Raw genomic sequence first — 13593 nt, 5'->3', positions numbered from 1 at the left:
GCTCAGTTAACTTGAGGAATTTTTATGGAAGCCTGGATCCAACACCTCATTACTCAGTCACCGGATTGGGCGTTGTTTGCGGTAGCGGTAGTGACGTTCTTTGAATCGCTGGCATTAGTCGGGCTGGTCCTGCCGGGTACCGTATTAATGGCCAGCCTTGGTGCGCTGATTGGCAGCGGAAATCTCGGGCTGTATCCGGCATGGGGGGCCGGTCTGGCGGGGTGCCTGCTGGGAGACTGGCTGTCATTTTATATTGGCTGGCGTTTTCAGGGGCCATTACATCGCTGGAAATATTTACAGAAGCATCGCAGTCTGCTGGATAAAACCGAGCATGCCCTGAATGAACACAGTGTCGCGACTATTCTGATTGGTCGTTTTGTCGGGCCGACACGGCCGCTGATCCCGTTACTGGCCGGAATGCTGGAGTTACCGGTGAAAAAGTTTCTGCCGCCGAATATTATCGGATGTCTGCTCTGGCCGCCAGTGTATCTGCTGCCAGGAATACTGGCCGGCGTGGTGATTGATGCGCCGCATAATGCGCAAAACAGTCTGTTTAAATGGTTACTGCTGGCGGAAGTGATAGCCCTGTGGCTGGCGGCCTGGACCGGCTGGCGCTGGCTGAAAGGCAGCAGAAAACAGGACTGGGCAAGTCGTCTGCTGCCCGCCCGCCGTTTGCGCTGGGTTGCTCCGCTGCTGATTATTCTGGCGCTAGCCGGACTGGCCGGGCTGCAATTCGACCCGATGATGCCTCATTTCCGTCAGTTACTGTGGCGGGTGTTTATTGACTGACGGGCGCTGCGGGGATCCCCAGTAGCGTCGCGGCTTCGGCTTCTCCGTTCAGCAGTTGCCGGCTTGCCCCCTGCCAGACGATACTGCCGTTATCGACCAGTACACTGCGTCCGGCAATTTGCCGGACATCGTCCAGATTATGTGACACCATCAGTAACGTAATATTGTGCGTGTGGCAGAGTGTATCCGTCAGCGTCAGCATTTCCTGGCGCAGGGCCGGATCCAGGGCGGAAAAAGGCTCATCCAGTAACAATAGCGGTTGCTGCCGTAACAGACAACGGGCCAGTGCGACCCGTTGTCGTTGTCCTCCTGACAACTGACCGGGTAATCTGTCCAGTAATCCCTGCAAACCGACACTGGCGGCAATCTTCGTGACCTGCTGTTTTTGTGAATTCGTCAGACGCAGTCCGGGATGCAACCCGAGCCCGAGGTTTTGTCCTGCTGTCAGATGTGCGAACAGATTATTTTCCTGAAACAACATTGAGACTGGGCGTTGTGCCGGAGGCTGCCGGGTGCAGTTTTTTCCGTCGATCCATAACTCCCCGCTGCTGAGAGGCAAAAAACCGGCAATCATACTGAGCAGGGTGCTTTTCCCCGCACCGCTGGGCCCGAGGATAGCAACCCGCTCACCGGCTTCTGCGTGCAGTGAAAAACACATGGTTTGTGACTGATAGTGGTAAGTCAGATTATTCAGCGTCAGCATGGTGTCCTGCTATTTTTTCGATCAGGGTAAACAGTAAAAAGCATACCAGCAGCAGTAATAGTGCGCTGACAGCCGCTTGCTGTCCGCGATAGGCGCCGATTTGCTGATACAGGTAAAACGGCAGAGTCCGGAAGTCATCACTGCCAAACAACGAAATCACCCCAAAATCTCCCACTGACAGTACACAGGCAAAGGCCAGAGCCTGAGCAAGGGGGCGCTTTAACGCCGGTCCTTCAACCAGCCGTAACCGCTGCCAGCCATTAATCTCCAGAGACAGGCAGAGCTGATTATAATGGCTGGCGATATCACGCATGGGGGTATCCAGAACTTTCAGCGCATAGGGCATGGCGATTAATGCATTCACCAGTACCACAATGTTTTCCGGTGAATCCGGTATGCCGCTGGTACTGTTAAAAAACATAAAAATACCGCTTGCCAATACAATGCCCGGCATTGCCAGAATTAACATTCCGCTGCTTTCCATCAGTTGTGCGGGCAGAATTTTCTGGCGTAAACGTAATTCGCGGCTGCTCCATAACAACATCATTGTCAGAATAACGGACAACAGACCCGCCCGCAGCGCAATACTGAGCGATGTCCGGGTCGCGAGCCACAGGTCTGTCTGTTGCAGGGAAGACAAAAGATGACTGTTAACACCATTGATCACGACCGCAAGGATGGGAGGCACCAGTAACAGCAGGGTCAGCAAAATGATCAGACTGTCTGTCAGTCGTGCTGACCAGCGGTTGTCGACTGACCGCCAGTGGCGCAGTAATGCGCTGTTACCGGTTAGAGGGGTATTCAGCCGCAGGCTCAGCGCGACCAGTAACAGGCAGAAGGCCAGCTGTAACAGTGCCAGTATGGCTGCTTTAGCCGGGTCGAAGTCGTAGCTCAGCGCCTGGAAAATAGCCAGTTCCAGCGTCGTTGCCCGTGGCCCGCCCCCTAAAGCTAATACAATGGCAAAGCTGGAAAAGCAGAGCATAAAGATCAGTGCGGCAACCGGCAGCAGCTGCCGTTTCAGCCACGGCCATTCCAGCCAGCGAAATAAATAAAACCCCTGCATATTCAGCTGGGCGGCCAGCTGACGTTGTTCGGCCGGAATCTGCTCTAAAGATTGTAATAACAGCCGGCTGGCCAGCGGCAGATTGAAAAAGACATGGGCCAGTAAGATACCGGGTAACCCGTACAGAGAAAAGCGGAAGGGGATACCGGCCCTTGCGGCCAGTTGTGCCAGCCAGCCATCGTGGCCATAGACACTCAGTAAGCCAAAAACCGCCACCAGCACCGGCAGCACCAGGGTCATCGCGCATAAACGCAATAGCAGGTTTCTGCCCGGAAACCGCCGCCGGTACAGGGCGCGGGCGACCAGAATTGCCGGCAGCACTGATAGCAGTGTCGATAATGCGGCCTGGGTAAATGAAAAGCCGATAACATGCCACAGGTAGGGATCGCGTAACCAGTATAGTGCGTGGCCCAGCGGGGCATTCCACAGCAGGCTGATAAAAGCCAGCAGTGCAATACCGGTGGTTATCAGGGCAGCCAGCAGCCCGGGAATCAACCAGCGCGGCATCAGTGGCTGACTGCGTTTTGCCAGGCGTCAATCCAGGCTGCACGATGCTCTGCCACTTCCGCAGGCGAGTATTGCAGGGCGGTTTTAGGTACCATCAGTTGCTGAAAACCGGCAGGCAGCGGGGTCTTAATGACCGGATACATCCAGTTGCCGGTCGGCAGTGTTTCCTGAAACTGCGGGCTGGTTACAAACTGCATAAACTGTTTTGCCAGTGCCGGATTGGGGCTGTTTTTCAGTCGTGCCGCCACTTCTACCTGCAAGTAATTTCCTTCTGCAAAGTCAGCGGCCGCATAATCGGGATTATGCTCTTCGATAATATGATAGGCCGGTGACGTGGTATAGCTGAGTACCAGATCACTCTCACCTTTCAGAAACAGATTATAGGCTTCGCTCCAGCCTCGGGTGACAGTGACGGTTTTGGCGGCCAGTTTTTGCCATGCTGCCGGAGCCTGATCGCCGTAGACTTTTTGCATCCACAGCAGCAGCCCGAGCCCCGGGGTACTGGTGCGGGGATCTTCGTAAATAACCCGCCATTTATCCGGACTTTCGACCAGCTGTTTCAGACTGGATGGCGGATTTTTCAGGCGTTTTTTATTATAGACGAATGCAAAATAGCCATAATCATAAGGTACAAACGTTGTATTGCTCCAGCCACCGGGGATGGTCAGCTGGCGGTAGTCAACCGGGGTTGGTGTAAACAGCCCGGTTTTTTGTGCCGCATCCAGCAGATTATTATCCAGCCCGACTACCACATCTGCTTTACTGTGTTTGCCTTCCATTCTCAGGCGGTTAAGCAGAGAAACGCCATCCCCGAGGGAAACGTATTTGAGCTCGCAGCCGCAATCGGCTTCAAAGGCTTTTTTAATTGCCGGTCCGGGGCCCCAGTCGGAAGAAAAGGAGTCGTAGGTATAAACGGTTAATACGGGTTTTGCGGCAAGTACCGGTGCGGAAATAATCAATAATACAGGCAGAAATTTTTTTAACACTTTGCGCTCCTTGAGGGATGGGCCAGTTTATGCGCAAAAGATCTGAGGAATAAGTCTCAAATCCCTACGCCGGTGTTAACCGGATCAGGTTCTGCGGGTATATCTCAGCACCAGAGTGCACCCCGTTGAGAACACGCTATTCTATGCAATTCATTAGCCCGGCGAAAGCCTCAAAAATCCGGTGTAACAAATCAGCGCGGTGAATGGCAACGGGCCGTGCGGGCAGACTGTTACTGTGGTCATTTTCTCCGTGTCCGGAACCGTAGTCCGGCAGACAAGATCTGCTGTTTTGGGTAATTTGTTATATGCTGTCGGTTACTTTCCTCCCGCATCCGGATGTTGTGCTTTATGGAAAAAACTGAACTTCAGCCCGTCAAAAGTAATTCAGTATTTGTGTTTTTTATGCTGGTTACATTTTCTGTGAGTATTGCCGGTGCATTACAGGCACCGACCCTCAGCCTGTTCCTGAGCAGAGAGCTGCACGCCGCCCCGTTTGAAGTCGGACTGTTTTTTACCGTCAATGCCATCACCGGGATTATCGTCAGTTTTTTGCTGGCCAGACGTTCGGATAAACGAGGTGACCGCCGCAATCTGTTGATGTTTTGTTGTCTGATGGCGATCGGCAATGCCCTGGTGTTTGCGTTTACCCGTAGTTACTGGCTGTTGATTGGCCCGGGATTGCTGCTGGCTGCATTTACTACGGTCGTGGTACCGCAGATCTTTGCCCTTGCCAGGGAATATGCTGACTCTACCCGTCGTGAAGTGGTCATGTTCAGTTCGTTAATGCGGGCACAGATGTCACTGGCCTGGGTAATCGGCCCCCCGCTGTCATTTGCCGTGGCATTAACCCGCGGGTTTATGACCCTGTATCTGTTTGCTGCCGTATTATTTGTTATTTCACTAATACTTATCCGTTTTACTCTGCCATCGGTCCCGAAAATTTTCCCGGCGGATAATCTGGCGCGCAGTACGGTGTCGGGCTGGAAAAATACCAGCACCCGCGGGCTGTTTATCGCCTCGGTACTGATGTGGACCTGTAATATGATGTATATCATCGATATGCCGCTTTATATCAGCAGTACTCTGGGCATGCCGGAAAAAGTTGCGGGGGTATTGATGGGCACAGCAGCAGGGCTGGAAATTCCGGTAATGATCCTGGCCGGTATGCTGGCTAAGCGTATAGGTAAACGGCCATTGGTCTTACTGGCGGTGACTGCGGGGGTATTGTTTTACCCCGGCATGTTGTTGTTCCACACCTATACCAGTCTGCTGGCGCTGCAAGTATTTAACGCCATCTTTATCGGTATCGTTGCCGGGCTGGTTATGCTGTGGTTTCAGGATCTGATGCCGGGCCAGGCCGGGGTGGCGACGACAATGTTTACTAACTCTGTATCCACGGGAATGATTTTTGCCGGGGTGTTACAGGGGAGCATCAGCAGCTGGTGGGGACATGAGGCGATTTACTGGCTGGCTTCCGGGCTGACAGTGATTGCGTTACTACTGACCTGGCGGGTAAAAGAATCCGCAGAGTGCGGCCGGTGATCCCCCGCCAGCAGGGCGGGGGATCGGCTAAAAACCGTGACCTGATGCCGGATTAACGTAAAAACGCAGGCTGGCGGGTTTCGTAATCGGCAATAGCAGATTCATGTTGCAGAGTCAGACCGATACTGTCTAAACCGTTCAGCATGCAATGACGACGGAAGCTGTCGAGGGTGAACGGATAATGTTTCCCGCCGGCAATCACTTCCAGGTTTTCCAAATCCACCACAAATTCGATGCCCGGCTGTTCTGCCACCAGACGGAACAGTTCATCCACTTGCTCTTCTGTCAGGATCACCGGTAACAGCTGGTTATTAAAGCTGTTGCCATAAAAAATATCGGCAAAAGCAGGCGCGATAACGGTACGGAAACCAAAATCGGTCAGGGCCCAGGGGGCATGCTCACGGGACGATCCACAACCAAAGTTCTCGCGGGCCAGCAAAATACTGGCACCTTTGAATTGCGGTTTATTCAGCACAAACTCCGGATTCGGGACTTGTCCTGCGTCATCCAGAAAACGCCAGTCATTAAACAAATGCTGACCAAACCCGGTGCGGGTCACTTTCTGTAAAAACTGTTTGGGAATAATGGCATCTGTATCGACGTTGGCTGCATCCAGCGGCGCAACAATACCAGTATGTCGGATAAATTTAGTGGCCATCAACAGCTCCTTAGTTCAGTTCACGGATGTCAGCAAAACGGCCGGTCACCGCAGCTGCGGCAGCCATTGCCGGGCTGACCAGGTGAGTGCGCCCGCCACGGCCCTGACGGCCTTCAAAGTTACGGTTACTGGTGGATGCACAACGTTCCCCCGCGTTCAGCCGGTCGTTATTCATCGCCAGACACATTGAGCAGCCGGGCAGACGCCATTCAAAGCCGGCATCGGTAAATATTTTATCCAGCCCCTCGGCTTCGGCCTGTGCTTTGACCGGACCGGAACCGGGCACCACCATCGCGACTATGCCCGGTGCCACTTTACGTCCTTTGGCGACAGCGGCAGCGGCACGTAAGTCTTCGATACGTGAATTGGTACAGGAACCGATAAACACTTTATCAATACTGACTTCTGTCAGCGGGATACCGGCATCCAGTCCCATATAGGCCAGTGCTTTCGCCGCGGAGGCGCGCTCAACCGGGTCACTGAAAGACTCAGGTGCCGGAATTGGCTGGTTAATGGCAATGACCTGGCCCGGGTTGGTCCCCCAGGTGACCTGAGGGGCAATATCTGCCGCATCCAGGGTCACGATACTATCAAATACCGCATCTTTATCTGACTTCAGGCTCTGCCAGTAATTTACGGCCTGTGCCCATTGTTCACCGGTCGGGGAAAACTGGCGGCCTTTCAGGTAATTAAAGGTCGTTTCGTCAGGGGCAACCAGGCCTGCTTTTGCGCCCATCTCGATGGCCATATTACACAGGGTCATACGACCTTCCATGCTCAGGGCTTCGATGGCCGGGCCGCAGAACTCGACAACATGACCGGTACCCCCGGCACTGCCGGTTTTACCGATCACGGCCAGCACGATATCTTTAGCCGTGATACCGGCAGCCGCCTGACCTGTCACTTCAATTTTCATGGTTTTAGCCCGGCCCTGTTTCAGGGTCTGGGTGGCCATCACATGTTCAACTTCAGAAGTACCGATCCCGAATGCCAGCGATCCGAACGCACCATGAGTCGCGGTGTGGGAATCTCCGCAGACGATAGTCATGCCCGGCAACGTCATGCCCTGCTCGGGCCCAATCACATGGACTATCCCCTGATAAGGGTGGTTCAGGTCATACAGCTGAACACCGAATTCCTCACAGTTTTTGATCAGTTCCTGCATCTGGATGCGGGCCATCTCACCGGATGCATTAATATCACGGGTCTGAGTGGACACGTTGTGGTCCATTGTCGCGAAGGTTTTTGATGGCTGGCGCAAAGGGCGGCCCTGAGCGCGCAGGCCATCGAATGCCTGCGGAGAGGTGACTTCATGGACTAAATGGCGATCGATATACAGTAAAGGTGTTTCGTTTTCGGCTTCGTAGACGACATGTGCATCAAATAACTTCTGGTATAATGTTTTGCTCATTTTTTATTTTTCTCCGGTAATAAACCGGGCAATGATATCGCCCATCTCATCAGTACTGACAGCCGGTCCCTGACCTGCCAGATCACGGGTACGGAAACCTTCTTCCAGCGCACGGTTGACAGCCTGCTCGATACTGTCAGCGGCATCACCGGCATTCAGGCTGTAACGTAACAACAGGGACAGGGACAGGATCTGAGCAATCGGATTGGCAATGTTCTGACCGGCAATATCCGGTGCTGAACCCCCGGCTGGCTCATATAAACCAAAGCCCTGCTCATTCAGACTGGCTGATGGCAGCATGCCCATCGACCCGGTGATCATCGCACATTCATCCGACAGGATGTCGCCAAACAAATTGGAACACAGCAGCACATCAAACTGGGAAGGATCTTTGATTAACTGCATGGTCGCGTTATCAATGTAGATATGTTCCAGTTCGATCGCCGGGTATTCTTTGGCGATTTCGCTGACCGTTTCACGCCACAGGATGGAAGACTGCAATACGTTAGCTTTATCGACCGAGGTGACTTTCCCGCGGCGTTTTGCTGCGGATTCAAACGCCAGCCGGGCAATACGCTCGATTTCATAGCGGTGGTAAACTTCTGTATCGAATGCACGCAGCTGATCACCGCGCCCGTCACGTCCTTTCGGCTGGCCGAAATAGATCCCGCCAGTTAATTCACGGACGCATAAAATATCGAAACCGCGGGCCGCAATATCGCTGCGCAGCGGGCAGAAAGCTTCCAGCCCGTGATACAAGGCCGCCGGGCGCAGGTTACTGAATAATTTGAAGTGTTTACGTAATGGTAACAGTGCGCCACGCTCTGGCTGCCCGTCGGGCGGCAGATGCTGCCATTTCGGGCCACCGACGGAACCAAATAATACGGCATCGGCCTGTTCACATCCTGCCAGTGTTTCCGGGGGCAGTGGCTGACCGTGGTTATCAATAGCGATACCACCAACATCATACTGCGCGGTTGTGATGTTAATGGAAAAACGTTCACGGATGGCAGCCAGAACTTTCAGAGCCTGGGTCATCACTTCCGGACCAATACCATCACCCGGTAATACTGCAATATGGAAGGACGTAGACATAATTACACGGTTTCCTTAGCTTCATTCTTTGATTTACGCTGCAATTCTTTTTCTACCTGCTTTGCCTGCCAGATATTATTCAGGGCGTTGACCATCGCTGTGGCTGAGGACTCAACAATATCCGTCGCCAGGCCGACACCATGGAATTTACGGTGGTTATAGCTAATCACAATATCGACCTGCCCCAGAGCATTCTCACCATGACCTTTGGCGGATAACTGGTATTTCACCAGTTCTGCCTGATAACCGGTAATACGGTTAATTGCCTGATATACCGCATCAACCGGACCATTACCTGTGGCTGCTTCTTCTTTAATATCGTTGCCACAGGCCAGTTTTACTGAGGCCGTAGCCGTAATATTGGACCCTGACTGCACATTAAAATCCTGTAAGCTGAAATGGTCGTGTTCTTCATTCTGCTTATTGATGAACGCCAGTGCTTCCAGGTCGTAGTCGAAGATTTGGCCTTTTTTGTCGGCCAGTTTCAGGAAGGCATCATATAAAGCGGCTGCATCATAATCAGCTTCTGTGTATCCCATCTCTTCCATACGATGCTTCACTGCGGCGCGGCCGGAACGGGAGGTCAGGTTTAACTGTATCTGGTTCAGACCAATCGATTCGGGGGTCATGATTTCGTAGTTTTCACGGTTTTTCAGCACACCGTCCTGGTGAATACCGGAGGAGTGTGCGAAAGCATTGCTCCCGACCACAGCTTTATTGGCTGGAATTGGCATATTACAAATCTGACTGACAATCTGGCTGGTACGGTAAATTTCCTGATGATTGATGCGGGTGCTAACGTTCAGTATTTGCTGGCGGGTTTTGATCGCCATAATGACTTCTTCCAGCGCACAGTTACCGGCACGTTCACCCAGGCCATTCAGGGTTCCTTCCACCTGACGGGCTCCCGCCTGAACGGCAGCGACGGCGTTACCGACTGCCATCCCTAAATCATCATGAGTATGCACGGACAAAATAGCTTTATGAATATTAGGAACACGCTGAGTTAACGCTGAGATAATATTGGCATATTCATGGGGCAGGGTATAACCGACAGTGTCAGGGATATTGATGGTACGGGCTCCGGCATTAATTGCGGCCTCCACAACCCGGCACAAATCATCTATCGGAGTCCGGCCGCCATCTTCGCAGGAAAACTCCACATCATCTGTATAGTTACGGGCATGTTTAATCATATGCACCGCACGTTCGATCACTTCCGGCAGGGTACTGCGCAGCTTGGTGGCAATGTGCATCGGAGAGGTTGCAATAAAGGTGTGGATACGGAAAGCGTCGGCCACCCGCAGGGCTTCAGCGGCCGCGTCAATATCTTTTTCCACACAACGCGCCAGTCCGCAGACGCGGCTGTTTTTAATAGTCCGGGCAATGGTCTGAACCGATTCAAAGTCACCCGGAGAGGAGACGGGAAAGCCGACTTCCATAACATCGACTTTCATCCTTTCCAGTGCCAGAGCAATTTGTAATTTTTCTTTGACACTCAGGCTGGCCTGTAACGCCTGTTCACCGTCACGTAATGTTGTATCAAAAATAATGACTTGCTCGCTCATCAGTAGATTCCTTTAGTATTTTACTGCACCTGGCTGCGGGCATAAAAAAACCCGCGCTGCGGCGCGGGTTTTTCTGTTATCAGGCCCGAATCATTTTTTGATTCCGCCCACAGAACTACCGCGCATATTTAATGCGAGAAGGAGTAGTCCTGGAAGGAGGTTAAAATGAATCATCTGTTCAGACCCCGGAAATTAAGTATGTATATATTGGTACTGGAATCTGTTCTTCATGTCAACCTAAAGTAAAGGGCTATTTAATTCCCCATAACAGAGTAATGTTCTGGATTAACCGGCCCAAAAAGAGGAGTGTCAGGGGACAACAATTTATCTGCCGTCATGGTCCTGTGCTTCGAGACAGTATAAGTCAGGGTTTCTGGTGTAATTTATTGATATTTATTGTTTTTTATTGGCGATTTTGTCGAGGTAAATGACGGCTACTAAGCTTTATACTAGTGAAATATATTGAATTACTATGGTTTATCAGAGAATAAATTTATTACCGTGTAAATATGCGGAGCAGGGCACTGTCATATTTCCGGGGGTAGTATCGGTAAATTTCATTATTATCTGTATCAGGTTATAAAGGCAGAATATTTAACTACTAATAATTATGTCAGTAGCTTTATTCTTTGGCTGTCCGCTGAAATGGCAGTAATTTTTATAAAATAATTACCGCTGTTAATCAGCAGCCGGTTTGCCTGACACCATTTCTGCGGTTATGTTAGCCGGATGAAATGCAGATAATAAATGCTGTCTTCCCCTGAATGAACACTATGCAGCGATAAACTGACAGGCTGACTCCGCTGTAAGTTTCCGATCTTTATTCCGCAGCAAAAGGGTGGAAGGTTACCGTTTGTCAGTTATGCATGTGCGTAATTTGAGTTATCGCCTGGAGGCAAAAATGGAGATGTTGTCAGGAGCCGAAATGGTCGTTCAGTCATTGATTGACCAGGGTATAAAGCAGGTCTTTGGTTATCCCGGAGGCGCGGTGCTGGATATTTACGATGCGTTGCAGACTGTCGGAGGTATTGACCATATTCTGGTGCGCCATGAGCAGGCTGCGGTACATATGGCCGATGGACTGGCGCGGGCCACCGGTGATACGGGCGTGGTTCTGGTCACCTCTGGCCCCGGGGCGACCAATGCCATTACCGGCATAGCTACGGCGTATATGGACTCGATTCCGATGGTGATACTTTCCGGGCAGGTTGCGTCTTCGCTGATCGGCAGCGATGCTTTTCAGGAATGCGATATGGTGGGGATCTCCCGGCCGATAGTGAAGCACAGCTTTCTGGTAAAGCGTACCGAAGATATTCCTGAAGTGATCAAAAAAGCGTTCTGGCTGGCCGCTTCCGGACGCCCGGGACCGGTGGTTATTGATTTACCCAAAGATGTGTTAAACCCCGCAGTAAAACTGCCTTATCACTGGCCGGAACAGGTCTCCATGCGTTCTTATAATCCGACCACACAGGGCCATCGCGGGCAGATTAAGCGCGCATTACAGACCTTGCTGGCTGCCCGGCAGCCGGTGATTTACGCCGGGGGCGGGGTCATTACTTCCGGCTGCGAAACAGCATTACTGACTCTGGCCGAAACACTGAAGATTCCGGTGACCACCACCCTGATGGGGCTGGGGGCATTTCCCGGAACACATCCGCAAAGTGTTGGTATGCTTGGCATGCACGGTACTTATGAAGCCAATATGACGATGCATCATGCGGATGTCATTTTTGCTATTGGCGTTCGTTTCGATGACCGGACGACCAATAATCTGGCGAAATACTGCCCTGATGCGACCATTATCCATATCGATATTGACCCGGCCTCGATTTCTAAAACGGTTGCTGCAGATATTCCGGTGGTCGGTGATGCCGGGCAGGTATTACAGCAGATGCTGGAACTGTTGAATTCAGCGGACGCTGCCGGACCGGAAACTGACGGCTGGTGGCAACAGATTGAAGGCTGGCGTGCACGTGATTGTCTGGCGTTTGATCCTTCAGGCGATACCATCAAACCACAGGCGGCAATTGATGCACTCTGGCGGCTTACGGGCGGAGACGCGTATGTGACCTCTGATGTCGGTCAGCATCAGATGTTTGCTGCGTTGCATTATCGTTTTAACCAGCCACGTCGCTGGATCAACTCCGGCGGGCTGGGCACCATGGGCTTTGGTTTACCTGCGGCGCTGGGTGTTAAAATGGCCGTACCGGAAGCGACTGTGGTATGTGTCACCGGGGATGGCAGTATCCAGATGAATATTCAGGAATTATCTACGGCATTACAGTATAACCTGCCGGTACTGATCCTGAATCTGAATAACGGCTATCTGGGCATGGTTAAGCAATGGCAGGATATGATCTACTCCGGGCGTCATTCTCAGTCATATATGCAGTCTTTACCGGATTTTGTCCGTCTGGCTGAAGCCTACGGACACGTCGGGATGACGATCAGTGATCCGGCGATGCTGGATGAAAAACTGAGCGAAGCGCTGAAAATTGTTGCCAGCGGCCGGTTAGTGTTTGCTGATGTACATGTTGATGGCAGCGAGCACGTATATCCGATGCTGGTGCGTGGCGGTGGAATGAATGAGATGTGGTTAAGTAAAACCGGGAGGACTGAATAATGCGCCGTATTTTATCGGTATTACTTGAGAATGAATCTGGCGCATTATCGCGTGTTATCGGACTGTTTTCACAGCGTGGTTACAACATTGAAAGTCTGACTGTTGCTCCGACGGATGATCCGACCTTATCGCGAATGACTATCCAGACGGTAGGCGATGAGAAGGTACTGGAGCAAATTGAAAAACAGCTGCATAAACTGGTCGATGTTTTACGTGTCAGTGAGCTGGGGCAGACGGCCAGTGTTGAACGTGAAATTATGCTGGTTAAGATCCAGGCCGGAGGAGGGCAGCGAGAGGAAGTAAAACGTTGTGCCGATATTTTCCGCGGACAGATTGTTGATGTCAGTACCTCTTTGTACACGGTACAACTGGCCGGAAGCAGCGATAAACTGGATGCATTTCTGAATGTATTACGCGGAGTGACAGAAATTGTTGAAGTTGTCCGTTCCGGGGTTATCGGGCTGTCGCGTGGTGAGCGTACCATTGGCTAACAGGGGAATGTTTTGTTTGTTGATTGGTTAAGGCCCGAGGGCGCGGGCCTTAACAATCCGTGCCCGGGGCATTACCTTTTACCTCTGAATAGCGGTTCCCCGTGTAAATGTCTGGCTCTGTGCATCTTCCTTCCGCCATCAGTGGCGGAGTTTCAGC

11 protein-coding genes and 1 riboswitch are annotated in these 13593 nt (G+C 51.9%); of the genes, 4 read left to right on the top strand and 7 right to left on the bottom strand.

The genetic code is table 11. From position 1 onward, the window contains the following. Positions 1-24: 24 nt before the first annotated feature. Positions 25-789 carry a DedA family protein gene (locus JK211_RS01940; RefSeq protein WP_212706990.1) on the top strand — a complete coding sequence of 255 codons (765 nt, stop codon included), beginning with the start codon at positions 25-27 and terminating at the stop codon, positions 787-789. Here JK211_RS01940 and thiQ read toward each other — a convergent pair. From thiQ to thiB, 3 genes are read right to left on the bottom strand one after another with little or no spacing between them, the layout of a single operon-like run. Beyond that, positions 779-1492: a thiamine ABC transporter ATP-binding protein ThiQ gene (gene thiQ / locus JK211_RS01935; RefSeq protein WP_212706989.1), complete on the bottom strand. Its 714-nt coding sequence runs from the start codon at positions 1490-1492 to the stop codon at positions 779-781. The genes JK211_RS01940 and thiQ overlap by 11 nt on opposite strands. Continuing rightward, positions 1476-3086 carry a thiamine/thiamine pyrophosphate ABC transporter permease ThiP gene (thiP, locus tag JK211_RS01930; protein ID WP_212707128.1) on the bottom strand — a complete coding sequence of 537 codons (1611 nt, stop codon included), beginning with the start codon at positions 3084-3086 and terminating at the stop codon, positions 1476-1478. The genes thiQ and thiP overlap by 17 nt, the downstream gene beginning before the upstream one ends. Next, positions 3062-4048 carry a thiamine ABC transporter substrate binding subunit gene (thiB, locus tag JK211_RS01925; protein WP_212706988.1) on the bottom strand — a complete coding sequence of 329 codons (987 nt, stop codon included), beginning with the start codon at positions 4046-4048 and terminating at the stop codon, positions 3062-3064. Before thiB ends, thiP begins: the two co-directional genes overlap by 25 nt. A gap of 43 nt (positions 4049-4091) precedes the next feature. Then, positions 4092-4183, bottom strand: a riboswitch (TPP riboswitch). 213 nt (positions 4184-4396) lie between these two features. On the opposite strand from thiB, the gene JK211_RS01920 reads away from it, so the two are divergent. Then, positions 4397-5590 carry an MFS transporter gene (locus JK211_RS01920; protein WP_212706987.1) on the top strand — a complete coding sequence of 398 codons (1194 nt, stop codon included), beginning with the start codon at positions 4397-4399 and terminating at the stop codon, positions 5588-5590. A 52-nt stretch (positions 5591-5642) separates the two neighbouring features. Here the strand turns inward: JK211_RS01920 and leuD are convergent, their stop codons facing one another. Genes leuD through leuA form a run of 4 tightly spaced genes read right to left on the bottom strand, consistent with a single transcriptional unit; the run spans position 5643 to position 10322 of the window. Next, entirely contained in the window at positions 5643-6248 is a 606-nt protein-coding gene (gene leuD / locus JK211_RS01915; protein ID WP_212706986.1) for a 3-isopropylmalate dehydratase small subunit, read from the bottom strand. A 10-nt stretch (positions 6249-6258) separates the two neighbouring features. Beyond that, positions 6259-7659, bottom strand: coding sequence for a 3-isopropylmalate dehydratase large subunit (leuC, locus tag JK211_RS01910; protein WP_212706985.1), 1401 nt, complete (start codon positions 7657-7659; stop codon positions 6259-6261). A gap of 3 nt (positions 7660-7662) precedes the next feature. Further along, positions 7663-8754 (bottom strand): 3-isopropylmalate dehydrogenase, encoded by a 1092-nt coding sequence (leuB, locus tag JK211_RS01905; RefSeq protein ID WP_212706984.1) that lies wholly within the window; start codon positions 8752-8754, stop codon positions 7663-7665. A gap of 2 nt (positions 8755-8756) precedes the next feature. Then, positions 8757-10322, bottom strand: coding sequence for a 2-isopropylmalate synthase (leuA, locus tag JK211_RS01900; RefSeq protein ID WP_212706983.1), 1566 nt, complete (start codon positions 10320-10322; stop codon positions 8757-8759). Positions 10323-11223: 901 nt separating this feature from the next. On the opposite strand from leuA, the gene ilvI reads away from it, so the two are divergent. Next, the gene (gene ilvI, locus JK211_RS01895; protein ID WP_212706982.1) at positions 11224-12945 is read left to right on the top strand and encodes an acetolactate synthase 3 large subunit; all 1722 of its coding nucleotides are present in this window, start codon (positions 11224-11226) and stop codon (positions 12943-12945) included. After that, the gene (ilvN, locus tag JK211_RS01890; protein WP_212706981.1) at positions 12945-13436 is read left to right on the top strand and encodes an acetolactate synthase small subunit; all 492 of its coding nucleotides are present in this window, start codon (positions 12945-12947) and stop codon (positions 13434-13436) included. Before ilvI ends, ilvN begins: the two co-directional genes overlap by 1 nt. Positions 13437-13593: the final 157 nt, after the last annotated feature.

It is taken from the genome of Tatumella sp. JGM130, assembly GCF_018257525.1.
In the GTDB taxonomy this organism is placed as follows: Bacteria; Pseudomonadota; Gammaproteobacteria; order Enterobacterales; family Enterobacteriaceae; genus Tatumella; species Tatumella punctata.
This window is presented reverse-complemented; position numbering and strand designations above follow the sequence as displayed.

Bases quoted from the DNA above. Each gene is read 5' to 3' on its own strand.
- thiQ (WP_212706989.1), bottom strand. From the start codon at position 1,492: ATGCTGACGCTGAATAATCTGACTTACCACTATCAGTCACAAACCATG.
- JK211_RS01940 (WP_212706990.1), top strand. From the start codon at position 25: ATGGAAGCCTGGATCCAACACCTCATTACTCAGTCACCGGATTGGGCG.
- JK211_RS01920 (WP_212706987.1), top strand. From the start codon at position 4,397: ATGGAAAAAACTGAACTTCAGCCCGTCAAAAGTAATTCAGTATTTGTG.
- leuB (WP_212706984.1), bottom strand. From the start codon at position 8,754: ATGTCTACGTCCTTCCATATTGCAGTATTACCGGGTGATGGTATTGGT.
- ilvI (WP_212706982.1), top strand. From the start codon at position 11,224: ATGGAGATGTTGTCAGGAGCCGAAATGGTCGTTCAGTCATTGATTGAC.
- leuA (WP_212706983.1), bottom strand. From the start codon at position 10,322: ATGAGCGAGCAAGTCATTATTTTTGATACAACATTACGTGACGGTGAA.
- leuD (WP_212706986.1), bottom strand. From the start codon at position 6,248: ATGGCCACTAAATTTATCCGACATACTGGTATTGTTGCGCCGCTGGAT.
- leuC (WP_212706985.1), bottom strand. From the start codon at position 7,659: ATGAGCAAAACATTATACCAGAAGTTATTTGATGCACATGTCGTCTAC.
- ilvN (WP_212706981.1), top strand. From the start codon at position 12,945: ATGCGCCGTATTTTATCGGTATTACTTGAGAATGAATCTGGCGCATTA.